30 protein-coding genes and 2 tRNA genes are annotated in these 26345 nt (G+C 28.5%); 10 read left to right on the plus strand and 22 right to left on the minus strand.

Annotated features, from left to right (window positions below):
* Positions 1–4 precede the first annotated feature (4 nt).
* Both AVANS_RS01645 and AVANS_RS01650 read left to right on the plus strand, forming a co-directional pair.
* The gene (locus AVANS_RS01645) at positions 5–1840 is read left to right on the plus strand and encodes an aryl-sulfate sulfotransferase (RefSeq protein WP_239817923.1); all 1836 of its coding nucleotides are present in this window, start codon (positions 5–7) and stop codon (positions 1838–1840) included.
* Positions 1841–1849: 9 nt separating this feature from the next.
* Complete coding sequence (locus AVANS_RS01650) at positions 1850–3685, plus strand: aryl-sulfate sulfotransferase (protein ID WP_239817924.1); 1836 nt, start codon at positions 1850–1852, stop codon at positions 3683–3685.
* Between the two features lie 82 nt (positions 3686–3767).
* Here the strand turns inward: AVANS_RS01650 and AVANS_RS01655 are convergent, their stop codons facing one another.
* The 14 genes from AVANS_RS01655 to AVANS_RS01720 form a co-directional block, all read right to left on the minus strand.
* Positions 3768–4445, minus strand: coding sequence for a hypothetical protein (locus AVANS_RS01655; RefSeq protein ID WP_239817925.1), 678 nt, complete (start codon positions 4443–4445; stop codon positions 3768–3770).
* Positions 4445–5956: a 2-isopropylmalate synthase gene (locus tag AVANS_RS01660; RefSeq protein WP_239817926.1), complete on the minus strand. Its 1512-nt coding sequence runs from the start codon at positions 5954–5956 to the stop codon at positions 4445–4447. The genes AVANS_RS01655 and AVANS_RS01660 overlap by 1 nt, the downstream gene beginning before the upstream one ends.
* A gap of 53 nt (positions 5957–6009) precedes the next feature.
* Entirely contained in the window at positions 6010–6738 is a 729-nt protein-coding gene (locus AVANS_RS01665; RefSeq protein ID WP_239817927.1) for an NYN domain-containing protein, read from the minus strand.
* Between the two features lies 1 nt (position 6739).
* Entirely contained in the window at positions 6740–7465 is a 726-nt protein-coding gene (pssA, locus tag AVANS_RS01670) for a CDP-diacylglycerol--serine O-phosphatidyltransferase (protein ID WP_239817928.1), read from the minus strand.
* 3 nt (positions 7466–7468) lie between these two features.
* Complete coding sequence (locus AVANS_RS01675; RefSeq protein ID WP_239817929.1) at positions 7469–8056, minus strand: phosphatidylserine decarboxylase; 588 nt, start codon at positions 8054–8056, stop codon at positions 7469–7471.
* Positions 8053–9909 (minus strand): ATP-dependent zinc metalloprotease FtsH, encoded by a 1857-nt coding sequence (ftsH, locus tag AVANS_RS01680; protein WP_239817930.1) that lies wholly within the window; start codon positions 9907–9909, stop codon positions 8053–8055. The genes AVANS_RS01675 and ftsH overlap by 4 nt, the downstream gene beginning before the upstream one ends.
* Complete coding sequence (locus tag AVANS_RS01685; protein ID WP_239817931.1) at positions 9902–10729, minus strand: 50S ribosomal protein L11 methyltransferase; 828 nt, start codon at positions 10727–10729, stop codon at positions 9902–9904. Before AVANS_RS01685 ends, ftsH begins: the two co-directional genes overlap by 8 nt.
* A gap of 2 nt (positions 10730–10731) precedes the next feature.
* Positions 10732–11097 carry a chemotaxis response regulator CheY gene (locus AVANS_RS01690; protein ID WP_214115879.1) on the minus strand — a complete coding sequence of 122 codons (366 nt, stop codon included), beginning with the start codon at positions 11095–11097 and terminating at the stop codon, positions 10732–10734.
* 26 nt (positions 11098–11123) lie between these two features.
* Positions 11124–11208: transfer RNA gene (locus AVANS_RS01695), tRNA-Leu, on the minus strand.
* A gap of 29 nt (positions 11209–11237) precedes the next feature.
* On the minus strand, positions 11238–11546 hold the full coding sequence (locus tag AVANS_RS01700; RefSeq protein ID WP_239817932.1) for a F0F1 ATP synthase subunit C: 309 nt from the start codon (positions 11544–11546) through the stop codon (positions 11238–11240).
* Between the two features lie 96 nt (positions 11547–11642).
* The gene (locus tag AVANS_RS01705; RefSeq protein WP_239817933.1) at positions 11643–12197 is read right to left on the minus strand and encodes an RsmD family RNA methyltransferase; all 555 of its coding nucleotides are present in this window, start codon (positions 12195–12197) and stop codon (positions 11643–11645) included.
* A complete protein-coding gene (locus AVANS_RS01710) occupies positions 12187–12513 on the minus strand; it encodes a hypothetical protein (RefSeq protein WP_239817934.1) in 327 nt (108 codons plus the stop codon). Before AVANS_RS01710 ends, AVANS_RS01705 begins: the two co-directional genes overlap by 11 nt.
* Complete coding sequence (locus AVANS_RS01715; protein WP_239817935.1) at positions 12510–13145, minus strand: hypothetical protein; 636 nt, start codon at positions 13143–13145, stop codon at positions 12510–12512. The genes AVANS_RS01710 and AVANS_RS01715 overlap by 4 nt, the downstream gene beginning before the upstream one ends.
* Positions 13142–13768 (minus strand): DUF5644 domain-containing protein, encoded by a 627-nt coding sequence (locus AVANS_RS01720; RefSeq protein ID WP_239817936.1) that lies wholly within the window; start codon positions 13766–13768, stop codon positions 13142–13144. The genes AVANS_RS01715 and AVANS_RS01720 overlap by 4 nt, the downstream gene beginning before the upstream one ends.
* A gap of 62 nt (positions 13769–13830) precedes the next feature.
* On the opposite strand from AVANS_RS01720, the gene truD reads away from it, so the two are divergent.
* The 3 genes from truD to AVANS_RS01735 all read left to right on the plus strand — a co-directional run bounded on the left by truD (position 13831) and on the right by AVANS_RS01735 (position 16725).
* The gene (gene truD / locus AVANS_RS01725; protein ID WP_239817937.1) at positions 13831–14916 is read left to right on the plus strand and encodes a tRNA pseudouridine(13) synthase TruD; all 1086 of its coding nucleotides are present in this window, start codon (positions 13831–13833) and stop codon (positions 14914–14916) included.
* The gene (gene galE, locus AVANS_RS01730) at positions 14913–15899 is read left to right on the plus strand and encodes a UDP-glucose 4-epimerase GalE (RefSeq protein WP_239817938.1); all 987 of its coding nucleotides are present in this window, start codon (positions 14913–14915) and stop codon (positions 15897–15899) included. Before truD ends, galE begins: the two co-directional genes overlap by 4 nt.
* A 448-nt stretch (positions 15900–16347) precedes the next feature.
* Positions 16348–16725, plus strand: coding sequence for a DUF4878 domain-containing protein (locus AVANS_RS01735; RefSeq protein ID WP_239817939.1), 378 nt, complete (start codon positions 16348–16350; stop codon positions 16723–16725).
* A 177-nt stretch (positions 16726–16902) separates the two neighbouring features.
* On the opposite strand, the gene AVANS_RS01740 is transcribed toward AVANS_RS01735, so the two are convergent.
* The 4 genes from AVANS_RS01740 to AVANS_RS01755 all read right to left on the minus strand — a co-directional run bounded on the left by AVANS_RS01740 (position 16903) and on the right by AVANS_RS01755 (position 20090).
* Complete coding sequence (locus AVANS_RS01740) at positions 16903–17421, minus strand: DUF2393 family protein (protein WP_239817940.1); 519 nt, start codon at positions 17419–17421, stop codon at positions 16903–16905.
* A gap of 9 nt (positions 17422–17430) precedes the next feature.
* Positions 17431–17946, minus strand: coding sequence for a DUF2393 family protein (locus AVANS_RS01745; protein ID WP_239817941.1), 516 nt, complete (start codon positions 17944–17946; stop codon positions 17431–17433).
* Entirely contained in the window at positions 17946–19007 is a 1062-nt protein-coding gene (locus AVANS_RS01750) for an SPFH domain-containing protein (RefSeq protein WP_239817942.1), read from the minus strand. The genes AVANS_RS01745 and AVANS_RS01750 overlap by 1 nt, the downstream gene beginning before the upstream one ends.
* Positions 19008–19172: 165 nt before the next feature.
* Positions 19173–20090, minus strand: coding sequence for a branched-chain amino acid transaminase (locus AVANS_RS01755; protein WP_239817943.1), 918 nt, complete (start codon positions 20088–20090; stop codon positions 19173–19175).
* Between the two features lie 100 nt (positions 20091–20190).
* On the opposite strand from AVANS_RS01755, the gene msrP reads away from it, so the two are divergent.
* The 3 genes from msrP to AVANS_RS01770 are packed head-to-tail and all read left to right on the plus strand — an operon-like array spanning position 20191 to position 22203.
* Positions 20191–21057: a protein-methionine-sulfoxide reductase catalytic subunit MsrP gene (gene msrP / locus AVANS_RS01760; protein WP_239817944.1), complete on the plus strand. Its 867-nt coding sequence runs from the start codon at positions 20191–20193 to the stop codon at positions 21055–21057.
* Positions 21057–21542, plus strand: coding sequence for a hypothetical protein (locus AVANS_RS01765; RefSeq protein WP_239817945.1), 486 nt, complete (start codon positions 21057–21059; stop codon positions 21540–21542). Before msrP ends, AVANS_RS01765 begins: the two co-directional genes overlap by 1 nt.
* Positions 21523–22203, plus strand: coding sequence for an MqnA/MqnD/SBP family protein (locus tag AVANS_RS01770; RefSeq protein WP_239817946.1), 681 nt, complete (start codon positions 21523–21525; stop codon positions 22201–22203). The genes AVANS_RS01765 and AVANS_RS01770 overlap by 20 nt, the downstream gene beginning before the upstream one ends.
* Before the next feature lie 16 nt (positions 22204–22219).
* Here AVANS_RS01770 and AVANS_RS01775 read toward each other — a convergent pair whose 3' ends face one another.
* The gene (locus AVANS_RS01775; RefSeq protein WP_239817947.1) at positions 22220–22534 is read right to left on the minus strand and encodes an HU family DNA-binding protein; all 315 of its coding nucleotides are present in this window, start codon (positions 22532–22534) and stop codon (positions 22220–22222) included.
* 177 nt (positions 22535–22711) lie between these two features.
* Between AVANS_RS01775 and AVANS_RS01780 the strand changes: the two genes are divergently transcribed.
* Positions 22712–22788 (plus strand) — tRNA-Met (locus tag AVANS_RS01780).
* Positions 22789–22813: 25 nt separating this feature from the next.
* Here the strand turns inward: AVANS_RS01780 and AVANS_RS01785 are convergent.
* Genes AVANS_RS01785 through nth form a run of 3 tightly spaced genes read right to left on the minus strand, consistent with a single transcriptional unit; the run spans position 22814 to position 25459 of the window.
* Entirely contained in the window at positions 22814–23614 is an 801-nt protein-coding gene (locus AVANS_RS01785) for a YihY family inner membrane protein (RefSeq protein WP_239817948.1), read from the minus strand.
* Positions 23611–24855, minus strand: coding sequence for a ComEC/Rec2 family competence protein (locus AVANS_RS01790; protein WP_239817949.1), 1245 nt, complete (start codon positions 24853–24855; stop codon positions 23611–23613). Before AVANS_RS01790 ends, AVANS_RS01785 begins: the two co-directional genes overlap by 4 nt.
* Complete coding sequence (gene nth, locus AVANS_RS01795) at positions 24821–25459, minus strand: endonuclease III (protein ID WP_239817950.1); 639 nt, start codon at positions 25457–25459, stop codon at positions 24821–24823. The genes AVANS_RS01790 and nth overlap by 35 nt, the downstream gene beginning before the upstream one ends.
* Positions 25460–25532: 73 nt before the next feature.
* Between nth and AVANS_RS01800 the strand changes: the two genes are divergently transcribed.
* The gene (locus AVANS_RS01800) at positions 25533–26342 is read left to right on the plus strand and encodes a peptidylprolyl isomerase (RefSeq protein WP_239817951.1); all 810 of its coding nucleotides are present in this window, start codon (positions 25533–25535) and stop codon (positions 26340–26342) included.
* Positions 26343–26345: the final 3 nt, after the last annotated feature.

A 26345-nucleotide genomic window follows, 5' to 3' on the forward strand; every position in this document is an offset into this window, starting at 1 on the left:
TGGTATGAAAAATAAAATTTTAAGAAGTATGGTTTTGGGTGCTATTTTGTTCTCTGTACCTTTGTTTGCAATAGGTGGTGCAAGCGGTCCAGCTAGTTATAAATCAGTTGGGCAAATTGGAACTGTTATGATGAATCCATATAAAGTAGCTCCTCTTACAGCTATTATTAAAAATGGTGGCTACGATATAAAAGATGTTAGCGTTAGTGTTGTTGGAAAAGAAGGTAACGGAGTTACAATAAGCTATCAGCCAAGTAATAGTGATGTTTTAACTCATGGTGGAATTCCTGTTTTTGGTCTTTATCCTGATTATATAAATACCGTTAAAGTAAGCTATACAAGAAGTATAGGCAAGGATAAAGGTGAAAAAATTAGCGAAGAGTATAAAATATACGCTCCACCAATTTATACAAAAGGAACAGGAACAGACCAATATAGTCCAGTTCCTAAAGCTGAAGTAATCAAAAAAGCTGATAAAAAACTAGCAAATAACTTATATTTAGTAAATCATCTAATCCGCTCACCTTTAGCAGATAGTGGAGAAGCTGTGTGGAATCACCCAGTAGGTGGTGCTATGGAATGGGATTTGGAGCCTTATGTTTGGATGGTTGATACAAACGGAGATGTAAGGTGGTATCTAAAAGCTGATGAAATAAGAGATTCAAATAATATCTACAAAAAAGGTAATATGATGGGCTTCATGCAAACAAAGGATGGAAATCTTCTTTGGGGTATGGGTCAAAGATATATGAAATATGACCTAATGGGTAGAGAAATCTTTAACAAAAGACTGCCTTTAGGATATATAGATTTTTCACATCATATTGAAGAAACAGAAAAAGGAACTTACATTTTAAGAGTTGCAAGTGCTGATCAAAAAAGAAAAGATGGTAAGAATGTAAGAACAGTTCGTGATGTTATCATAGAAGTTGATGCAAATGGTAATGTGCTTGATGAGTGGAAAACATACGACATTCTTGATCCTTACAGAGATACAAATTTACTTGTGCTTGATCAAGGTGCAGTATGTCTTAATGTGGATTTGGATAAAGCTGGACAAGTAGCTTCTAAAGAAGATTTAGAAGATAAAAACGCTCCTTGGGGTGATGTAACAGGAGTTGGAGCGGGTAGAAACTGGGCTCACATAAATAGTGCAAATTATGATAAAAGAGATGATAGTATCATAATTTCTGTTCGCCATCAAAGTGCTGTTATAAAGCTAGGTCGTGATAAAAAAGTAAAATGGATATTAGGTGCTCACAAAGGCTGGAGTGATGAGTATAAAAAATACCTACTTCAACCAGTTGATAATAAGGGTAAAAAAATTGAATGTGATGATATGTATAGTAAATGCCCAGGATATGAAAATGCTGAAGGTGGATTTGACTGGACTTGGACACAACACACAGCTTATGTAATCCCTAGTATGTCAAATAAAGATGAAGTTTATGTAAGCGTATTTGATAATGGTGATACAAGAGGTATGGAGCAACCTGCATTTGCAACTGATAAGTATTCTCGCGGTGTAATTTATAAAATTAATGAGAAAAAAATGACAGTAGAGCAAGTTTGGGAATATGGCAAACAAAGAGGATTTGATTGGTATAGTCCAGTTACTTCAATTACTGAGTATTTTCCGAAAACAAATTCTGTATTTATGTATTCAGCTACCGCAGGTCTTGGTAAGCTTATGACAAAAACAGGCGTAACAGAGCCTATTTTAGATGAAGTTGATTATAATACCAAAGAGATTTTATTTGAATTAAGATTTAAAGGCATGGGTGGAACGATAGGATACCGTGCATATCCAATTGATGTAGAAAAATCTTTTAAAAAATAGGAGTTTAAGATGAAAAAATTTTTAAGTTTATTTGCAGCTGCTGCAATTCTTTCAACAAGTGCTTATGCAATAGGTGGTGCTAGTGGAGCAAAAACTGATTATACAAAACAAGGCAAAATAGGTGAGGTTGTAATGAACCCTTATAAAATCGCACCTCTTACTGCAGTAATTAAAAATGGTGGATATAAATTAAGTGATGTTAGTGTTGAAATTGTTCCTAAGGAAAACGGAGTGCCTTTAAAATATAAAGTGGCTAATAAGTTTTTATTAACTCATGGTGGTATTCCTGTATTTGGACTTTATCCTGATTATTACAATACTGTAAAAGTTAGCTATACAAAAGAAGCAAACGGCAAAAGCGAAAGAATAGAAAATGAAGTATATGAAATGTATGCTAGTGCTGTTTATGTAGAGCCTAATGGACTAAAGTTTCAAAAATCAGCTTTATTTAGTGAAGCAAAGATTACTAAGGTAGATCCTGAGTTTAAAGATAGGCTTTATTTTGTAAATAATATTACAGAAAAAAGTGGAGCAGGCTCAAATGTAGTTTGGAATAATCCTACCGGTGGTGCTTTAGAATGGAATTATTATCCACAAAATTTCATAATAGATACAGCAGGTGATGTTCGCTGGTATATGTTCGCAAATCCTATTTATGATTTTGAACAACAATATAAAGCTGGTGTTATGATGGGCTTTAAGCAAGATACTGATGGTGCTTTAGTTTGGGGTTATGGTCAAAGATACGCAAAATACGATATTATGGGAAGAGAGATTTTCAATCGTCGTTTGCCTGCTAATTATGTTGATTACTCACATCAATTAGATGTAGCTGCTAATGGTAATTATTTTTTAAGGGTTGCTAGTGCAAATACCCTTCGCCCTGATGGTAAAAATGTTAGAACTGTAAGAGATGTTATCGTAGAGATTGATAGAGATGGTAACGTTGTTGATGATTGGAGATTATACGAAATACTTGATCCATATAGAGATATAGCTTTAAAAGTTCTTGATCAAGGTGCAGTTTGTTTAAATATTGATGCAAATAAAGCAGGTCAAACTTTAAGTGCTGAAGAATTAGCTAAGCTTGATAGTAGCGATAAGTTTGGAGATATTGTAGGAACTGGAGCAGGTAGAAACTGGGCTCATGTAAATAGCGTTAGTTATGATAAATTTGATGATAGCATTATAATTTCATCACGCCATCAAAATGCTATTGTAAAAATTGGTCGTGATAAAAAAATCAAATGGATTTTAGGCGCTCATAAAGGTTGGAAAGATGAGTTTAGAAAGTATTTATTACAACCTGTTGATAATAAAGGTAAAAAAATAGTTTGTGAAGATGATTATAGCAAATGCCCAGGATATGAAAATGATGAAGGCGGATTTGACTTTACATGGACACAACATACAGCTTATATAATTAATGAAATGAGCAAAAAAGGCATTACTTATATTACGGTATTTGATAATGGAGATAGCCGTGGTATGGAACAACCTGCATTTGCTACGCTAAAGTATTCTCGTGCTGTTGTTTATAAAATAGATGAGAAAAAAATGAGTGTAGAGCAAGTTTGGGAATATGGTAAGCAAAGAGGGCATGAGTGGTATAGTCCTGTAACATCTTTAACAAAATACAATGCTGATAAAAACTCAATTTTTACTTATTCGGCTACTGCAGGAGCTAATTTTGATTTAGCAAATGGTGCATTTACTTCTGCTCCAAGTCCTTATTTAATGGAGTTTAAGTATGGTTCAACAACTCCAAGTGTTGAAATTCAGTTAAAAGATACTACCGGTTATCAAGCTTGGCCTTTTGATTTAAACGAGGCTTTGAGTAAGTAATCATAATTTGATTTCGTATAATTACGAAATCAAATTCCTAATTCAAATTCTTAAAAAAATTTGTGGAATTTGAATTAGGAAATTAGAATTTGTTTTGAATATCTTTTATTAAAATATTTAAGCGTTTTTCGTAATTTTTATAATCTTTTACCAAGTCTTTGTATAAGTCTAATTTATCATAATATTTTCTTCTTGATAAAAATAATGCTTGATTTGTTTTTTCTAACTCTTTTAAAACATCTTTTTCTTCTATTTTTTTAACCCAGTTAAATGCTTGAGTAATTTTCATCGGCATTAAAAACTCATCTTTTTTAATATATTTTCTAAAAGCATTTAAATCGTATAAAAATAAAGCTATTTCATCTTTATTGTTTTTATCAAGGACATAATTTACAAATTCTTTTGTTTTTTTAAGATAAGAATTAAGGAATTTTCTCTCATCTTCTTTTAGATTTCCTGCTAGTGTTTGTGCGTATTTTTCACTTCTACTTGCGATTAATAATAACATCATATGTTTTTTATCAATTAGGCTAAATTGTGATATTAGTATTCTATCTATGAATAAATCTAAATCAGAAAAAACTACGCCTTTATATAAATTATAAAATGTTGAAGAAATAATGTTTTTTACTATATTTTCTAAGTTTAAAACATTTTTTGATGCAGCTATGAAATTTGCTTGTTCTAATTCAACAAGCGCTAAGGAATTCTCCTTAGCAAACTTGTTAAATTCATTTGAAAAATCTATAATTTCTTGCATTATTTATTCATTGAAATATAGCTATTTAAAGCACCTAAATATGCTTTAGCACTAGCTTTCATAGTATCTAAATCAAGTCCGTGTCCAATAATAGCACGCTGACCTTCAAAACTAACCTTAACACTTACTTGAGCTAGGGCATCTTTACCTTTACTAACTGCATCAACCTTGTAATCAAGTAAGCTACCATTAACCTTACTTGCTCTATCAATTACTTTAAATACTGCATCAATTACACCATCTCCAATAGCAGCTTCACGGATAGTTTCGCCTTCACATTCCATAGTTACAGCAGCAGTTGCAAGTGCTGATGAGCAATCGCTTACTTGAAGATTGATAAGCTTAAATTTCTCTTCAATTTTAATTTTATCAGCAGCTACAATAGCTATTAAATCATCATCAAACACTTCTTTTTTCTTATCGCAAAGGTCTTTAAACTCAGCAAATGCACGATTTAATTCTTCAGCTTCTAAGCTAAAGCCTAGTGCTTTTAATTTATCATTAAATGCTGCTCTTCCACTGTGTTTTCCTAAAACCAAATTATCTTGAATTAAGCCAATATCACTAGCTTTCATAATTTCATAAGTTTCAGGGTGTTTTAATACTCCGTCTTGATGAATGCCACTTTCGTGAGAAAATGCGTTTTTACCTACGATTGCTTTATTTGGTTGTGGATTTACACCGATTATGTTTGATAATAATCTACTTGATGGATATATTTCTTTATGATTTATAGTGGTGTAAAATTCTCCTAACTCATCAGCTCTAACTTTTAAAGCCATCACAACTTCTTCTAAAGCTGCATTTCCTGCACGTTCTCCTAAACCATTTAGTGTAACTTCAATTTGTCTAGCACCACCTTTAATAGCAGCAAGTGTGTTCGCAGTAGCTAAGCCTAAGTCGTTGTGATTATGTGCTGATACTATAAGCCTTCCTTTTGTATAATCGCTTATTTCTTTAAATACCTTATATATTTCATCAGGTAATCTATATCCAACCGTATCAGGGATATTAAATGTTCTTGCACCTGCTTCATAGACTGCATCTGCCATTTCTTTTAAGAAATTTATATCACTTCTTAAAGCATCTTCACAAGAAAACTCAACATCTTCGCATAAGCTTTTAGCTAATTTAACATTTTTAACTGCAGTTGCTAAAACTTCTGCTGGAGTTTTTTTAAGCTTATATTCCATATGAATTGGGCTTGTTGCAATAAATGTATGAATGCGTTTTTTAGTTGCTGGCTCAAGTGCTTTACCTGCTTGAATAATATCATTCTCAACGCAGCGTGCAAGCGAACAAACGCTTGAGTTTTTAATAATTTGTGCGATTTTATTAATTGCTTCAAAATCACCTGGGCTAGATGCTGCAAAGCCAACTTCCATAACATCAACGCCTAAACGCTCAAGTGCTAAGGCTATTTGGATTTTTTCTTCTGTATTCATTGAAGCACCTGGGCTTTGTTCACCATCTCTTAAAGTTGTATCAAATATTATAATTCTTTCGCTCATTTTCTTTCCTTTAGTTTAATTTTAGTTATGTTTTAATGTGTGTATATTTTAATTTATTCTAAATCGCCCTTGCTTGGGCGAAGGAGTTCAAGGTAATATGTGCATCTATCATCAGATACTTTTTCTTGATATTTTTTATGTTGTTTTAAAAATTCTTGCATTAATTGTTTAAAATTACTAAAGCCATAGTTTTTAGCTTGAAAATCAGAGTATTTCTTTTGCATTAAAGAATTAATTACTGCATACTCAGCTCTATTTCTTTCATCTATTAGATTTTCAATTATTTGTTCTAATTCGTGCTTTTGTTCTTGTGGAATAGATTTTAATTTATCTTTGTCATTTATTTTTGCTTTTTCATTATCTAAATAAAAAAACTCATTAAATGAATTAACATAAGATTTAATAGATTTACTTGTTCCTATTCCTATTGCTAATTTATTATTTTCTCTTAATTTTTGAACTAAACTTGTATAATCACTATCTCCCGAAACTATTACAAAAACATCAATTTGCTTTTCATAAAATATACTTAAAGCTTCGGTTGTAAGATACATATCAGATGAGTTTTTGCCTGATGAGGTTGAGAATTGTTGCATTGCAATAATGCCATAATCAAATATTTTTTCACGCCAATTTTGGATATTTTCTTTACTCCAATCAGCATAAATTCTTTTAATAATAACATTGCCATAATTTGAAGCATAATCAAAAATGTCTTTAGCATATTTTGCAGGAACATTTTCAGCATCAATAAAAACTGCAACGCTATTATTTTCTAACATCTCATTCCTTTTTTATTTTTTTCGTGTAAAGATTATAAATTGCTCTTGATAAACCATAGATAACATAAGCACTCATAATTAATGTAAATATTTCTAAAGGAAACAAAAATATTAACGAACATGCAAAAATTAAAACAATTAATGCTTTTAATATATTTGCTTTTTTAAATTCAATCTTTTTAAAACTAGGATATCTAACATTACTTACCATTAAAAATGATAATAAAAATGTAAGAAAAATTATGAAAATTCCCATAAAATGAGAACCATCACAATGGTGTTTATAAAACACTACCCAAACTCCTAAAACAACAGCTGCGGTTGGTATAGGAAGTCCTATAAATACTCTAGGATCATAAGTGCCTGTGGTTACATTAAATCTTGCTAAGCGAATTGCTCCAAATATAATAAAAAGAGCCATAGCAAGTGAGCCAAGTCTTCCGTATTCTTGACCTAAATTAAAATAAAATAATATTGCAGGTGCTACACCAAAAGCTATAATATCAGCCAAGCTATCAAACTCAACACCAAATTTTGAAGCCGTATTTGTAAGTCTTGCAACTCTACCATCCATTCCATCGCATATTAAACTTACAATAATTAAAATCATAGCTTTATCATAATCACCTTTAATTGATGCAAGCATACTTAAAACTCCTAAAAAAATAGAAGCCGCTGTAAATAGATTAGGTAAAATATATGCTAGTTTATGAGAATTTTTTTCCATTTTTTATTCTCCAATTCTTGCTATATTAGAATTAGCCAAAATTTTATCTCCAACACCCACTAAAAGTGTGCTATTGTATGGCAAAATAATATCTATTAAGCCTACTGAGAAAAATCCTATCCTTTGACCTTTTAAAGCTTTATTTGTATTATATATTGATTTTACGCAGTATTTAGCAGGTTTAAAAATACAAGATATCTCTTCGTTAAAAGTAATTTTAGTAGCATTTGAATAAAAATTATCATTATATTTTAATCCATTAATTGCTTGCGTTTGAATATTATCTGATTTTATAACACTTCTTATTTCTGATGAGTTAAGAAATAAGCCGCAGTAAGTTTTATCTAAAGTTAATATTATTTTTTGATTTTCTTCATCTATATTAATTTCTATTACTTTTGCATCAATAGGACTTACTATATTATTAATATCATCATCTGTAATTTCTCTTTCTACTCTTTTATAAAATAAATGTAAAAAAACTAAAACTACAAAAAGCAAACAAGAAAAAGAAAAAATCCAAGTAAAAAGTATAAAAATTATCCAAGCTACTAAAATTATTCTTTTTCCACAATTTGCTATTAAATTCATTTTTCAATCTCACTTAATCTTGTTTCTAAGTTGTTTTCTACTTCGTAGTTTTTAATAATATCTCTTACCTCACTACCTTCAATAACTTCTTTTTCATAAAGTCTTTCAACCATAGTTTCAATGGCACCACTATATTGTTCTAATGTGGTAACTACGGCATTAAATCTTTCGTTTAGTAAATTTTTAACATATTCATCTAATTTTTGAGCCATATCATCTGAATAGTCTTTTATGGTTTGACCACCACCTAAGAATTGATTTCTTTGCTTTTCAAGAACCATAAGACCTGCAATATCACTCATTCCATACATTGAAACCATAGCTTTAATAATATCAGTTGCACGCTCTAAGTCATTGCTTGCACCAGTTGATATTTCTTTTATAAATACATGCTCAGCTGCACGACCACCTAAAAGAACATCAACTTCAGCTATTAATTCATGCTTTTGCATTAAGAATTTGTTTTCTTCAGGAGTATTTAAAGTGTATCCAAGTGCAGCTAAACCTCTTGGAATAACTGATACTTTTGTAACTTTTTTAGCACCTTTTGTAGTTTCTGCAATTAATGCGTGTCCACATTCATGATAGGTTACTATTTTTTTCTCTTTATCGCTAATTCTTCTTGATTTTTTCTCAAGTCCAGCGATTGCACGCTCAACTGCTTCGGTCAAATCGCTTTGTTCTACTTCTTTCTTATTATTTCTACCTGCTAAAAGTGCTGCTTCATTGATTATGTTTGCTAAATCAGCTCCTGCAAGTCCAGCTGTAAGTCTTGCAATATCTTCAACTTTTACTTCTTTAGCAATTTTAACATCTTTCATATGAACGCTTAAAATATCGCATCTTCCTTTGAAATCAGGCTTATCAACTAATACTTGTCTATCAAAACGACCTGGTCTAAGTAATGCAGCATCTAATACTTCAGGTCTATTTGTAGCCGCTAGCACAATAACAGGACTTTCAGAACCAAAGCCGTCCATTTCTGCTAAAAGCTGGTTTAGAGTTTGTTCTCTTTCATCGTGTCCTCCCATGTGAGAGCCTGCAGCACGAGATTTACCAATAGCATCAATTTCATCTATAAATATAATTGCAGGAGCTTCTTTTTTTGCATTTTCAAATAAATCCCTTACACGACTAGCACCAACACCGACAAACATTTCAATAAAACTTGAACCTGAAACACTAAAAAATGGAACTTCAGCTTCACCAGCTACTGCTTTTGCTAAAAGTGTTTTACCTGTTCCTGGAGGTCCTACTAATAATAAACCTTTTGGTATTTTTGCACCTAATTTAATGTATCTTTCTGGATATTTTAGAAAATCTACTATTTCTTTTACTTCTTCTTTTGCTTCTTCAACTCCAGCTACATCATCAAATTTAACTTTTGGCTTTTCTGAATTAACTAATTTTTTAGAATTGCCAATCCCTAGTATTCCACCACCCATTTTTTTTTGCATTCTGCTTGTAATAAAGCCCCATATTGCAAAAAATATAAAGATAGGAATAATCCAAGTAAATAATAAATTTGATAAAAAGTTATTTTCTGAATAAGAAGTATAATTTACATTTTTTTCATCTAGTAATGTAGTTAAATTTGAATCTCTTACTAGATTTGCTGTATAGTTTGTATTAAAATTACCACTACCCTTTATTTGAGTTTGTCCTATTTGAACTTTTGTAATTTCACCTGACTCTATTTTTTTCTTAAAGTCTGAATAGCTTATTTTATTATTGTTATCAGCTAATCCGCCTTCTTCAAAAAATAAAGAAAACGCACCGAATACCAATAGTGAAAAAATCAAAAATATTACTATTGGATTTTTGTTAGAATTCTTATTTTCATTATTATTCATTTTTCACCTTATAAACTAAAGTTAGCCAATCTCCTTTTAATTTCTCATCTACTAAACACAATGAAGAAAATTGACTTTTAATTCTTTCTGAATAAGTATTTAAAATACCAGAAAGAATTAAAACTCCGTTCTCATTTAGTCTTTTTATTAAATCATTTTTTATTATAAGTATTACATCAGCAATTATGTTAGCCACTACTAAATCATATTTTTTATTAGTTTTATCACAAGAGCCTTGCCATATATTATTTAAACTAAGATTATTTAGTTTAAAATTATTATTTGTGCTAATTACTGCAAGCTCATCAGTATCACATGCATCAACGTTTAAACCATATTGAGCCATAACAAGAGATAAAATCCCACTACCACAGCCAACATCAAGTCCTGTTTTGCAATCTTTAGTGTATTTTTGCAAGAACTCAACACATGAATTTGTGCTTTCGTGATGACCTGAACCAAAAGCTAAAGCTGGATCTATTTTTAGATTAATACAACCAACTTTAGGCTCTTGCCAAGTAGTATGAATATATATATTATCTATTAGTATTGGTTTTATGTTCTTTTTATATTCGTCTATCCAATCTTTATTTTCTTTTTCGCTAAGAGAATAAGAAAGGTTTATATTTAAATTACAATCATTAAGTCTTTGTTGTAATTCATCTAAAGCAAAAATTAAATCATCAAGACTTTTATCGCTTCTTATTATTAACTCATTGTTTTTTTCTTCAACTGCATCAATATCAAATGCAAATACAAAATCACTAATAAACTCTAAATTATTCGTCTTAATAACTAATTCTTGATAAGTTTTTTGCATAATTATCCTAAAACATCTTCTAGTTTTTCTTTTAAAACTTGTGGAGTAAATGGTTTAACTATGTAGTTATTAACCCCAGCTTTTAATGCTGTAATAACTTCAGCTTTACCACCTTCGGTTGTTACCATGATAATAGGCATATCAGCATATTTTGCTTCTGCTCTTACTTTTTTAACAAGCTCAAGACCATTCATTTCAGGCATATTCCAGTCGGTTATTAAAACATCAATATCACTATTTGCACATAATAACCCCCAAGCTTCTACACCATGTTCTGCTTCTAAAACATCTTCATGACCTAATCTTTGTAAAGTATTTTTAATAATTCTTCTCATTGTAGAGCTATCATCTACCACTAATAATTTCACTTTAAAATCCTTTTAATATTATTTGATGGTGCGTTTAGCGAGACTTGAACTCGCACACCTGCTGGCACTACCCCCTCAAGATAGCGTGTCTACCAATTCCACCATAAACGCAAAAAGGCTACCTTTAAGTAGCCTAACTATTATAAAAATGGATTACCGTATAGTAATAATAATCCTATAACTAATACATAGATAACTTGTGCTTCAATTAATGCGATTGCAACGAACATTGTTGAAGTTAATTTACCACCTAGGCTTGGGTTTCTTGCGATTCCTGCAATTGTTGATGCAGCAACATTTCCCATACCAATAGCACCACCGAATGCTGCTATACCAAGTCCTATACCAGCAACAAGAACAGAATAAGCCTTAATAAGCCCTTCAGCACCTACTTCACTAGCATAAGTAAAGCCAGTTAAAGCAAATAATAAAAATAAAAACTTTTTCATAAAAGTCCCCTAAAATATATTTAATTTTCCTTTCGGATTGCGTATCCCCTACTAGAAAAATTATGGCTTATATTCTATTAAGCTAAAGTAAATAAATTAAGACCTAGCAAAAAAACTAAGTGTAGTGTTGCCGAATTTTTTACTTTTAAATAAAGTGTAATTTCCCGATTTAAATTCTACTTTGCTAGAATGCTCAATTACTACAATATCGCACCCTGAGTTTTCAAAAAGTTCTTGGATTTTAAGATAAACATCGCTAAAACCATCTCTTATATCAAATGGCGGGTCAAGATAAAGAATAGTTTTTTCATTTTTTAAGCTTTTAATGATTGTTGGTAAAAGCTTAAAAGTATCATCGTTAAATACTTCTATATTTAAATCTTTTGTATTTTTCAATGCACTTTTAAAAGCGGCTTTATCAATTTCTACTGCATAGGCTTTTTTAGCATAATTGCTAATCGCTTCTATTGCCATACTAGCACTTCCACCAAAGGCTTCTATAAAAATATACTCTCTTAATTCATCTCTTAAAACATTAAAAACACAAGATTTTACAATACTTTTTGTAGCTCTTGTTGTTTCTTTTGATGGATTTTCTAAGGCTTTTCCTTTTAAAAAGCCGCTTTGAACTCTTAAAACATTATTTTTCATACATTAATTGGATTAAATCGTATTTGAATTTATTAAGTAAATTATCAAGTTTTTCTTCAAAACTTAAAACCTTATTATCGTCTTGATTAATTGTGCTTGAAAACTCATATAAAGCTTCAATTAATTGCTCTTTGCTAAAAGGAAGCTTTAAATGAGCATTTTTAAAACCTATTATAAATTGAGGTTTTTTTGCGTGCATAAGTTTTTCGTCAGTTATTAAAAAATCGCAATCTTTTTTATTTACTAAATGTTCTTTTAAAAATAAAATCAAAGTTCGCTCTAACAAAACATCTTTACACGCAATAGATATTTTCATACTAAGCTAACCTTTAATTTATGATTTTTTAAACTTGCTGGAATAATTCCATGTGCTAATGAAATAAACTCAGCAGCGTGCAAAATATAAAAATCACTAAAATCTCTATTTGAAACTCTTTGTAATTCATTGCTTAAAGTATCAAACATTTTAAAGCTTGAACTATCAGCTACAACTAAAAAATCAGCTCCACTATCATAAGCATCTAAAATAATTTTTGCTGCTTTTTTATATGCTAATTCTTCATCTAATTCTAAGTATCTAATTCCGTTTTCAAATTCTTGAGTTTCAAAATTAACTAATTTTGCCTTAGTTTTTGATAGAAAATGTAAAAATAAATCAATAGTAAAACCACGATAAACAGCAACATTAAAACCATTAAAATCGTTTTTGATTTCTATATTCTGTAAATCTTGAATTACACAAGCTGTGTTTTTATAATTTTTCTTAGCATAATCAAGTAAGCTAACATCACAAATTAAGTTTGTTTCGCCCATACAAGCATCAAATTCTTTTTTATATTCGCTTGGTTTATATTCTTGTTTTGTATATAAAGATTTCATATAAGTTTTTCTAAAATCACCTTGAAGTAGATTTGAAAAATTAAAATCATCATTAATTAAAGTTATCATCTAATCTCCTTTTGATGCTTTAAACTATTTTTAATTTCTTCGTAAATTTCGTAGTCTTTGTATAAAAATGGCTTTAAATTTACAGCATAATCAATTCCGCCTTCTTCATCAAAAACAATATCTAAAATTTCTTTTCTTTTATCAGGATATTTTTCAAGAAGTTTTGCTGCAAAAATAAAAGCACTATCTCCTAAATAATTTTCATTATATTCACGAACATCACTTGCGTAATATAAAAATTTATAAGATTTATAAAGCTCAAAATCACTCTCATCACAAATATTTTTGAATTTTTCAAATACTTTTAAAAAGTCGTTATTATCGCACATTAAATCAAGCTTAGCTCTTTTTAAATCAATTGCACTTAGGCAAAAATCATTTCCAAAAACTTTTAATAGTTCAAAAATCTTTGTATCTAACGATAAAACTTTATTATCAATTCTTGCAAACTCACTAGCACAAGGCATATTAAAATACCTATCTTGCTCTTTTACCAATTCCAATACTTTGTAAAGCGTAAAATCTTCATTACAATTTCTTAAATCAATTTCATAAGGTTTGTAATAAAACTCATAATCTCTTGTTGCGTCAAATCTAAATACTCTTAAAATAAAACTTTTCATAACACTTCCTTTTTTACTAATTTATATCAAAAAAATGTTATAAATTATTAAAAGGATTTAATATGTATTTAAGAGCAAACACTCATTCAAAAATTGATGTTTATTTTTCTAAAAATTCAAATGATTTCGTAGTTCGTGAAATACCATTATATGAATTTAGTGGTTCTGGAGAACATTTGATTTTGCATATACAAAAAAAAGACTTAAGCACAAATGAATTGTTAAAAGACTTAAGCGCAGCAACTGGCGTAAAAGCAAGAGATTTTGGCTATGCAGGGCTTAAAGATAAGCAAGGATTAACTTTTCAATATATTTCAATGCCAAAAAAATATGAAAAAGAATTAGCAAATTTTTCTCATGAAAAATGCAAAATTATTGATACTTTTTTACACAATAACAAGTTAAAAATAGGGCATTTAAAAGGTAATTCATTTTTTATAAGATTAAAAAAAGTTAATAAAATTGATGCTTTAAAAATAGAGCAAGTTTTTAATAATATTAAAGAAAATGGCTTTCCAAATTATTTTGGCTATCAAAGATTTGGCAAAAATAATGATAATGCAAAAACAGGTTTGGAAATCTTAAAAAATGAATTAAGTTTTAAAAATAATAAGCTAAATAATTTTTTAATTTCTGCATTTCAAAGCGAATTATTTAATACTTATTTATCAAAAAGAATTGAGATTTCAAGATTTAGTAATGATTTTTCAAAACAAGAATTATTAGCACTTTACAAAGATAAAACCTTGGTAGATAATCTAAAAAAACAAAAACAATTTTTTAAATTATTTGATAATGAAATATACGAGCATTATCCTTATGGCAAGGTATTTAATGAGAATTTAGAAGAAGGTTTAAAAAGATTTTTAGTAAGGGATATTAGCCCTTCAGGAATAATCTTGGGTGCTAAGCCTAAATTAAATGAAGGATTTTTAGGAGAAATTGAAAATAATATTTATAAAGATTATTTTGATTTACTAAAAACTCAAAATGGCTCTAGAAGATATTTATGGACTTATACAAGTAATGAAAAATTAAATTACAATGAAGAATTAGCACAGCTTAGTCTTGAGTTTAGTCTTCAAAAAGGCTCATACGCAACAGTAGTGCTAGATGAAATAATACACTTAGAAAGGAATGAAGAATGATTTTAATTACAGGTGCGGCTGGATATATTGGTTCAATTACTAGTTATCATTTTTTAAAAAATAATTATAAAGTTATAGGTATTGATGATATAAGCACAGGAAATTCAAGGGCTTTAGAGGTATTAAATGAGTTTAGTGATTTTAAATTCTATGAAGGAAATTTCGGAGATATAAAACTACTTGAAGAGATTTTTAAAACTCATGATATTAAATGCGTAGTGCATTTTGCAGCCAATACAAGCGTATTTGAGAGCACTCAAAATCCATTAAAATACCATGAAAATAATGTCGCTAATATGATTAATTTATTAAAAATTTGTGAAAAATACAATATGAATAATTTCATATTTTCAAGTTCTGCAGCAACTTATGGAGAGCCAAAGACAAGTGATTTAATCAAAGAAGACTATGAAAAATCTCCTATAAATCCTTATGGGCTTACGAAATTAATGGGTGAGTATATTTTAAATGATTTAGCTAATGCTAAAAAAGATTTTAATTATATAGCACTTAGATATTTTAATGTTGCAGGTGCAAGCTTAATCGCTCCTTTAGGACAATTTAGCAAATCAACTTTGCTTATAAAAATCGCTGCTGAATGTGCTGCAAATAAGCGTGAGAAGATGTATTTATATGGAGATGATTACAATACCCCTGATGGAACTTGTATAAGAGATTATATACATGTAGATGATTTAGCACTAGCTCATATTGAAGCTTTAAAATTTTTAGAAGATAAAAAGCAAAGTGAAGCTTTTAACGTTGGCTATTCTAAGGGAACAAGCGTTAAAGAAGTAATTGATATTATGAAGCGTGTTAGCGGTAATGATTTTGTGGTTGAGATGGCTAGTAGGCGTGCGGGAGATCCAAGCTCGTTAGTTGCATCAAACGAAAAGATAAAAAGCCTTACAAATTGGCAATACCACAACGATGATTTAGAATTAATCTGCAAAAGCGCTTACGAATGGGAGCTTAAAATCTAAACCAAATTCCTATTTCAAATTCCTTGCAAAATCTTTGGAATTTAAAATAGGATTTTAAATATAAAACAAACTAAATTTTAGTGATATTCTAGACTACAAAAACCAAATTTCTATTTTAAAAAAAATTAAAATAGGAATAAAAATCTTTATTTACTACCAATTTAAGCCTTATTTAAGAATGGGGGGGGGTATTATATTCAATTAATTAAAGATTTTTAAGTATGTAATATTAGGTGAGATTTATAAAAATCAAAAATATTGCTTCATAATACAACAAGTAAATTATGGATTATTTTTTATTGAAAAATTCAAAATCATAAAACACTACATATTAAGAAAAATCTTAAAAATTATTTTATAAAACTTATAAAAGGAGGTACGAAAATAAATAAAATTAGCATTAACGTTAAAAATTTTATGAAATAACACAAAAATTAAAGGAGATTAAATGAAAAAATTATTAAGTTTTGCAACCCTTGCTATTATGTTTGTTGCTTGCGGAAGTGATACCCCAGATGTTGTAGTAAAAAAATGTTATAACGCATTTTTTGAAGGAGATGCAAAGCAATTTGCCAAATGTTTCTATTTTCAATCAGAAGATGAAAGACGAGAATACACAAAACGTTTAACTGAAGATTTAAGCTATATAAAAACAAAGATTGTTGAAAAAGGCGGAATTAAATCAATAGAAACAAATATATTAGATATAAGTGAAAGTAAAGCTAAAGTTAGTTCTGTAATAACACATAACAATGGTAGAACTGAAAACCATAAAATGAATCTTACAAAGATAAATAACACTTGGTATATGGATGAAAAATTTTAGTTATTATAATTTAAGATTTATTGGAATTTATTTTATAAATAAATTCCAAGATTATAAAATATTTTAAAACTTATAAAAATTGCTAAAATATAATTTTCTATATATAAATAAAAGTGATTGATTTATTTAATTTTATTTCATAATCCTTATAGTAAAGAATTACGAAATTAGGAATTATTATTTGCAACTTAGATTATATCTTAGTTTATAATCTGTAAAATGCTTTGGATAAGAGACATTTACTCTAAATGTTTTTGCAGTATTTTCACTAATTATTCCATCTATTTCAAAATCATAAGAATAAGAATTTTGTAATTTTTTAAGTTTAAAAATACTTGTATGCTTGCTTGTATCAAATATGCTTCCATCAACTTTTTTGACATTAAGGTTCATAATTCTAATATTTAAATTACAAGTTTTTAAAGGCACTTTGCCGTTATTATAAATTTGACCTTGAATTATTACATTATTTTGCGATTTATAATCATCAACATTTCTTAACTCACTTTTTTTAAGCACACCATCAAGAGTAAGTAAAACAGAATAGGTTAAAATCATCATAAACACAAAAAGCGTGAATGAAAATGTATATAGTTTTATTTTTTCTTTAAAAAAATAATATAGCAAATATTGAGCGAAAATATATATCACAAATCCCGCAAAAATTGTAAAAATATGAAAGCTTGATAAATACATATTACTCCTTTAAAAGCAAGTTATAAATGTGCTTATTGTGTGTTTTTTCACATTACTTGGTATTATTAAAAATGATTTTTCATAAGAATTAGCCGGTATATCTTTAAGAACGATTTCTATTGTTTTAATAGGCTTAAGAGTGTTTTTGATTAATACAAAATTATTTTTGCTAGGCTTTTTTATGCTAAATTTGATTTTGCATATTTTAAAATCTTTTTGGGATTTATTGTGTAGTTTAAAATCAAGAAAAATATTATCGCTAAATAATAATTTTTCGTTTTTAATAAACTCAAGTTCAGCAGGGCGATAGGTCATATTTATATAATTTTCACCCATAAAAAACAAAACAAATTCACCTATAATTCCAAAAATTATTAAAAACAATGAAAAAACCGGAAATCTTCTTAAAAATATAGCAAGTATTAAAATAATTATAAAAAACAAAAAGCAAAGCCCAAGAAGTATTAAATCTTGGGCGTAAAAATTAGCTAAATAAAAGCTTATCGAATCTAATATTTTTTGCATTAATTATTATAGCTTGTAGTTCTTTTAGTGCTTGCATTATCAAGCCAAATATTAGGAACTGCACCGCCAGGTGTTAAGAAAATCTTAGCATCGTTATTAACCTTTAAAGCTTCGTTAAATTGTCTTTGGGTTTCAATCTGCTTTAATTCTAATAATTCTTTGCTTATACTTTTTGCTATTTCTCTGTTTGCATAAGCTTGAGCGTCTGCTTCTATTTTTTGAGCGTCTGCCTTACCTTGTGCTTCAATGATTGCTGCTTTTGCTATACCTTCTGCAAGAGCTGCTTTTTTAAGTGCTTCTTGATTTGCACGCTCAACTTCGTATTTTGTTCTTTCTGCTTCTTGTTTTGCGATTTGAACTTTTTCAATTTGCTCTTTTACATTAGTTGGTAAAATAATTCCACGAAGCTTAACACTTTCAAGCAGTACAGGTTTATTTGCTTGTGCATCTACACTTTTTCTTGATTCAAGTTCAATTGCAGTTGCTATTTCATTACGCTTAACTGCTAGTTCTTCAGCTGTATATTTGCCCACAACGCTTCTTACAACTTCTAAAATAACAGGGTCAATTATTTTATTTTCCCAATCAAGTCCCCATTGAGCAATGGTTTGTGGTGCATTGCTTGCATCAAGGCGATATTGAACGGTAATATCAACTGATACAGGTAAGTTTCTTGCATCGGTTACTTTTATTGATTCTTTATTAATAATGCTTTCTTTACCATAAGTTCTTTCGTTTGCACCTTCATAGCTTGCATAATTTATTTGTCTTACTTTAGTATCAATTATTAACACTTTTTGAAAATATGGAACTATGAAGTGAAAACCTGGTTGTAGTGCGATAGGATCATACTTACCAGTAGTTGATCTAATACCTACTTGACCTGAGTTAATTACAACGAATGGTTTTGAAATAGCGACAATTAAAAATATTACAATAGCAGCAATAATTACGCCATTAAATTTACCAAAGCCTTTAAAATTAAAATCAATATTAAAATCTGATTTTTTATTTTCATTTTTTTTATTTTTATTGAAATAATCATTCAAATCTGCTGGCATTTATACTCCTTATTTTTGATTAAAAAGGCATTTTACATTGTATAAGTTTATAATTAGAAAAGACTTTATAAAAGCATAGATTTGTTGATAATTTGCTAAAGATTGTGTAGTTTAAATTCCTATTTCAAATTCTTGTAATTTTAGAGCGATTTAACGCTCTAAAAATTAAATATAAGTTAGCCAAGAAGCGTATTTTTCGTTTCTTCCATATACTATATCAAAGAACGCATCTTGGATTTTTTTAGTCATTGCACCACGAGAGCCATTTCCTATGATTCTGTGATCAAGTGAATTAATAGGTGTGATTTCTGCTGCAGTTCCTGTAAAGAATGCTTCATCGCAAACATAAATTTCATCTCTACTAATTCTTCTTCTTTCAACGCTAATTCCTAAATCTTTAGCGATTTTTAATACTGAATCTTGAGTGATTGATTTTAGAGCATAATCATTTGGAGGTGTAATTAATACGCCATTTTTAACCATGAAAAAGCACTCGCCTGTACCTTCTGCAATAAATCCTTCTTCATCACACATTAAAGCTTCTTCAAAACCTGAATTAATAGCTTCATATTTAGCCATCATTGAGTTTAGATAGTTTGCACTTGCTTTTGCTTTATTAAAGTTTGCTTTTGTGCTATTTCTCATCAAAGATGAGCAACATACTTTAATTCCTTTTTCTAATCCTTCTTCACCTAAATAAGCACCCCATTCCCAAGCAGCAATTCCAACTCTAACAGGAGCTTTTGCATGATAAATTCCCATAATTCCATCGCCTAAGAAAATTAAAGGGCGAATATAAGTATTTGAATTAAATTTATTTCTTCTTAATAATTCAATTTGAGCGTCTTCTAATTCTTTTTGAGAAAACGGAGGTGTAATAGCTGTTATTTTTGCACTTTCTAATAATCTTTTTGTGTGATCTTGTAATCTAAAAATAGCCATACCATTTTCAGTTTTATAAGCTCTAGTTCCTTCAAAAACAGCATTTGCATAATGTAAAGAATGAGTTAAAAAGTGAACTTTTGCATCAGCAAAATCAATAATTTGTCCATCCATCCAAATGTAATCAGCTTTAATTGCCATGACATATCCTTTAAATTAATATTTTTTGGGAAGTTTAACAGAATTTTCATAATAAGTATTTATTTTTTTCACATAGAATAAAAATTAATAAGGAGAAAAAATGGTAACTAATAAAAATTTTTATTTAAATAGAAGAAATTTCTTAAAATTAGGTGCAGGAGCTTTAGTTTCAAGTAGTGCAATAGCTGAAGAATTAAGTAAAACAAATCTTGATTTAGTTCCAAGCGATAGTGAATATGCTTATAATTATGTTAATTTTTATGAATTTAGCACTAATAAAAGCGAATGCGTAAAACTAGCAAATAAGTCTAAATTAAATGAAAAAGCAATTTCAATAGAGATTAGCGGTTTATGTGAAAATCCAATGACTTTAACTGATTTATCAGCTTTTAAAATTGTTGAAAGAGTTTATAAATTACGCTGCGTAGAAGCTTGGAGTATGAATTTACCTTGGCAAGGTTTTGAATTAGGAGAATTAATTAATCTTGCAAAACCTACAAAAGAAGCAAAATATGTAAAATTTACAAGCTTGTATGATCCTGATATATTTCCTGATCAAAGATTTAATGGAGTATTAGATTATCCTTATGTAGAAGGCCTAAGGCTTGATGAAGCAATGCACCCATTAACCCTGCTTGCAACTGGTCTTTATAAAGAAAAATTAAAAGCTCAAAATGGAGCTCCTATTCGCTTAGTTGTTCCTTGGAAATATGGATTTAAATATATTAAATCAATAGCAAAAATTGAATTTACAAAAGAACAGCCTATTAGCTCATGGGAGAAATACAATCCCAAAGAATATGGATTTTATGCAAATGTAAATCCAAATGTTGCACATCCAAGATGGTCTCAAGCATCACATAGAGTTTTAGGTAGCTTTTTTAAAGAAGATACGCAAATGTTTAATGGTTATGAAGAAGAAGTTGGGTATTTATATAAAGATTTAGATTTAAGAAAGAATTTTTAATGATATTTACAATTAAAGTTCTTTTAGTTTTATTATCTTTTGGATATTTTGCAGCATCTATTTTATTGGGTTATGATTTTGTAAAAGATATATATAAAGCAAGCGGACAACTTGCTTTAATATTTTTATTTTTAAGTATTATTTTGCCAAATAGATTTATCATTTTTGTTAAATTTTTTGGCAAATTATCTGGCTTTTATGCGATTTTGCATTTTTTAAATTTTATTATTTTAGATAATCAATTTGTATTAAAAGATTTGCTATATAACATATTAGCAATAAGAAATCTTTTAGGTTTTATAGCATTTGTTTTTATGGTTTTAATGTTTTTAAAAAAATATTTAAATTATTCTACTTTTGTGTTTTTATTACTTGCGTTTCACTATTCTTTGAGTGTCAAAATTCCTGAAACTTTGCATTATTTGGTTATATTTATTGCATTTTTATTGTTATTTAGGAGTAAAAGTGATATTCGGAAAAATTGATTATATTAATTTATTGCCTTTACATTTTTATTTAAAAAGCTCTAAATTGCCAAGTTATGTTAAAAAAAGCATTGAGTATAAAAAAAATGTTCCTGCTAAACTTAACAAGGCTTTAAATGAAAAAAGAATAGATTGCGCAATAATTTCAAGCATTGAAAGCAAAAAAAGTAAATATAAAAATTTAAATATTGGTATTTGTGCCAATAAAAAAGTTTTAAGTGTTTTAGTAGAAAAAAACTCAACTCAAGAAAACGATAAAGAATCAGCAACTTCAAATGCTTTAGCAAAGGTGCTTGATTTAAAGGGTAGGGTGATTATCGGAGATAAAGCATTAAAAGAGTATGTAAAAACGCCTGAAAACTATATTGATATGTGCGAAAAGTGGTATGACTTAACCAAATTACCATTTATGTTTGCAAGGTTTTCAAGTGTTAAAAATCACAATCAAGCAAAAAAAATATTTAATGATTTCATAAAGCATAATTTAACTCCTAATCAAAGAATTAAAATACCTAATTACATTTTAGAGCATTTTTCTAATACTAGACAAATAAGTAAAGAAGATATAAAAAACTATTTAAATTACATATATTATAAAATAGGTAAAAAAGAATTAAAAGCTTTAAGAATTTATATTAGAAAGACAAAATATAGTGGCTAATTAAAGCCACTAATAATTATTTCTTTTTCTTTCCGCACTTACTTGTTTTGCAAGCTGTTGCAGCAACTTTGTCTTTTAACACGCTGCTAACTTTAAATTTAACAACTTTAGTTGCAGGAACTTTAATTTCTTTACCTGTGCTTGGAACTCTTGCAGTTCTTTCTGCTCTGTCAGCTGTTGAGAATGTTCCAAATCCGTTGAATGGAACTGATTCACCTTTTTCTAATGACTCTGTTAATGCTTCAATGAAAGCATTTACAGCTGTTGTAGCATCTTTTTTAGAAAAACCTGCTTTACCAGCAACAATTGAAATAAAATCCGCTTTAGTCATCTAAAACTCCTTAATATTGAATAAAAGCCCTATTCTACAATAAAAAATCAATAATTAGCTAAAAAATGGCAAAAAATTGTATGAAAAAGTAGTTTTTTGGATAATTTATAAAAAAATATTTTTCTTTATATTCTTTTAAGCTAAGAAATATATAATTTGCGTTTTACTTTTAAAAGTGCTTAGGTAGCTCAGCTGGCTAGAGCGCTGGTCTCATAAGCCGGAGGTCGGGAGTTCGAGTCTCCCCCTAAGCACCATTTCAAAATCCTATTTCAAATTCTTTCAATCTTTTTTAGCTTTTTTACTAGGTTCATCGTTTAAAATAGAGCTTATTCTAATTCCATTTAGATAAATTATCCAAGAAAAATAAACCCATATAAAAAAGAATAAAACAGCAGAAAAACTACCATAAATACTTGTATAAACTTGATTAAGAGATATATAAAATACAAATAATGATTTAAAAATACTCCAAATTAATGCAACCAAAAAGCTTACAAGTGCTATTTTTTTAGGGTTTAAGGTTTTGTTTATTGATATGTGAAAGCATATAAAAAATAAAGCCCAAATTATTAAAAATGGCAAAATACCTAAAAAGTTAAATTTAATTCCTATTGCATCTATGTATTTTTGTATTTTATAGCTTAAATAAAAGCTAGTAAGTAAGCCTAATGGTGCTAAGGTAATTAAAGACCAATATATGCTAAGTGATGAAAAAAAGCCTCTTTTTGCAGTATTGCTAATATGAGAAATCGTGTTTTCATAAGAATTAAAAAACATAAATAAAGCAAATACCATAGCAATAATTCCAGCAGCATCAAGCTTGGTGCTATTTTGTAAAAATTGTTCTATGTAGTTTATTGAATTTGCTTCTTGATTAGGCAAAATTATTCCTAAAATAAAATTATTAATTTGAGCGCTTTGTTCTTTAAAACTTGGCATATGTGCAAAGACAAAAAAACTAAGTGATAATATAGGAATAATGTTTAAAACGCTATAAAAACTAAGAGAGCTTGCGTGCTGTAAAATGCCTTTATCGCTTACATTTACTATTGTTCTTAAGATATGTAAAATCTTTTTCATGTTAGTCCTAAATAAATAAAAAATATTAAGTTCAAACTTATAACAAAAATTGCTAAATACCTATGTAAAATAGCTAAAAAACTAATAATTATATAAGTAATAAAATAAGTAAAATCAAGTTTAAAATTAATCGCATTCATTTTAAAATCTAAAAATATTAATAAGTATTTATCTAAAAAATCTCCGCAATTAACTATATGCAAAAACAAAACCAAAGGATAAAAAATCACAAAAATTGGCGTTAAAATTATCCCAAATAATTGCTGAAAACTCAAAAGTGGGAAAAAGTATAAAACAGGTGCAATCATAGCAAAAAATGTGCTAAGCTCAAGGCAAATCAATTTAAATAAATTATCAACTTTAAAATGATAAATAAACAAAAATATATAAAAAACTCCAAGACAAGAGAAGAAAAACCCAACATTAAACAAAAAACTAGGATTAATAGCAATACAAACAAAAAATGCTAAAAATAAATGAGCAAAGCTAACAATTTTAATCGCTCTAATAATGAAATAAAATCCTAAAATAGCCATAACGAATGAACGAAAATAACTAGCAACTAGACCGATTTCATAAAAATATAAAGCAAGTATTATAAAAATGATTATTCCTAAATCAAAATGCATACTTCTATAAGGGAAAAATCGTTTTTGAAAATATTTATAAACAATAGAAAATATAAAGAAAAATATAGAATAAATAAGCCCTAAATGATAGCCTGATATTGCTAGTAAATGTGCGATTCCATAATAATTTACGCTATCTCGCAAATCCTTGCTAATACTTTTTGCAAAAAATAAAGCTCCAAAAAATTGCTTCATAGTTTCGTTTTCGTGCTGATTTATAAAGTATTTTACAAATGCGTTTTCGCTAATTTCATCTAATTCTTCTAAGGCATAGCTAGGTAAATAAAATCTAGCCTGTAAATATTCATAAAAGTTTAGCTTATCTTTGGCTGCAAATTTTAAGCTTATGTGATTTGAGTTTATTTTTGAATTTGTAGTTGTATAAATTAACACATCTTTATAAGCAAGTGCTAAGACATAATAACTTTTATTGTTTTTTGTCTTTAAATAATTATTAGTGATTTTTAACTCATAGCTATCTTGCTCTAAAAATTCGCAAAAATCTAAGAATTTTAAATGAACTTGCAAGCAAAACAAAGCAATCAAATTTATAAAAATTACAAAATATAATTTTTTGCTAATTTTTAGATTTCTTTTGCTTTTTATATTCATCACATAAATCAGTTAAAAAACAATTATTGCATTCTGGCTTTCTAGCTTTGCAAATATATCTTCCAAACAAAACCATTCCTTTATGTAGTTTATCAAGGTCAGTTTTAAATAGTTTTGTAAGCTCTTTTGCACAATCATTTGGAGTATTTGCGTTTGAAATTTTTAATCTTTTGCTAACTCTAAAAATATGCGTATCAACAGCCATAACATTTGCACCTAAACTCTCGCATAAAACCACATTAGCTGTCTTTTCTCCAACCCCTGCAAGCTTTATAAGTTCTTCAAATTTCATAGGTATAATTCCTGAATGAAATTCCATAACACTTTTTGCCATTTTTATGAGATTTTCTGCTTTATTTTGATAAAAATTACAACTTTTAATAAGCTCTTTTAAGCTTATTAATTTTGCATTTGATAAGCTCTTTATATCAGGGTAATTGCTAAATAGACTAGGGGTGATTAGATTAACCCTACTATCAAGGCATTGAGCTGACAACATAACACAAACTAATAATTCATAATCATTATGAAAAATTAATTCACTTTTTGCATTCTTATAATTTTCTAAAAATCTTTTTTTAATTTCTTTTGCATCTTTTTTCATTTTCTTATCTTACTATTTTTTTACACAACATTTGTAAAATGATATATCAAATCAATTGAAAAAGGATGATATTATGAAAAAATTTTCATTAGTTCTAGCAGGACTTTTATGTGGTATGAGTTTAAATGCAGCAGTAGTTGCAACTTATAAAGGTGGAGAAATTACAAGCGATGATTTAGCTCCATATTTAGCACAATTTCAAATAAGTGATATTAATGCACTTCCAAAAGAAGCTAAAGAAGGTTTAATAAAAGATGTATTATCAAAAAGATTATTTGCTAAAGAAGCACAAAATTTAAAATTAGATAAAGACGCAAAATATCAAGCAGCTTTAAATAGTGCAAAAGAATTATTATTAGCTCAACAATATTTATTAAATAAATTTGAGAGCATTAAAGTAAGCGAAGCAGAAATTAAAAAATACTACAACGAACACTTAAATGATTTTAAAGTTCCAGAAGCAGTAAAAACTAAGCATATTTTAGTAAAAACTGAAGCAGAAGCAAAAGATATTATTAAGCAATTAAAAGGCTTAAAAGGTGATAAATTAGTTGCTAAATTTAGCGAATTAGCAAAAACTAAATCACTTGATAAAGGTTCAGGAGCAATGGGCGGAGATTTACCATATATGGGTGCAAATGAATTAGTTCCTGAGTATTTTAATGCAGCTAAAAAACTAAAAAAAGATGAGATTTCAGATGCTGTAAAATCTCAATTTGGTTTCCATGTAATTTTAGGTGAAGATTATAAAGCAAGCAGACAAGGAAGCTTACAAGAAGCAACACCATATATTGAAAATGGTTTAAAAAACGAAAAACATAAAGAATTAATCAAAAAAGAAGCTGAAAAATTAATCAATAATTCAGGCTTACAAGTTAAATAAGGA

It is taken from the genome of Campylobacter sp. RM5004 (genome assembly GCF_022369455.1).
In the GTDB taxonomy this organism is placed as follows: Bacteria; Campylobacterota; Campylobacteria; order Campylobacterales; family Campylobacteraceae; genus Campylobacter_E.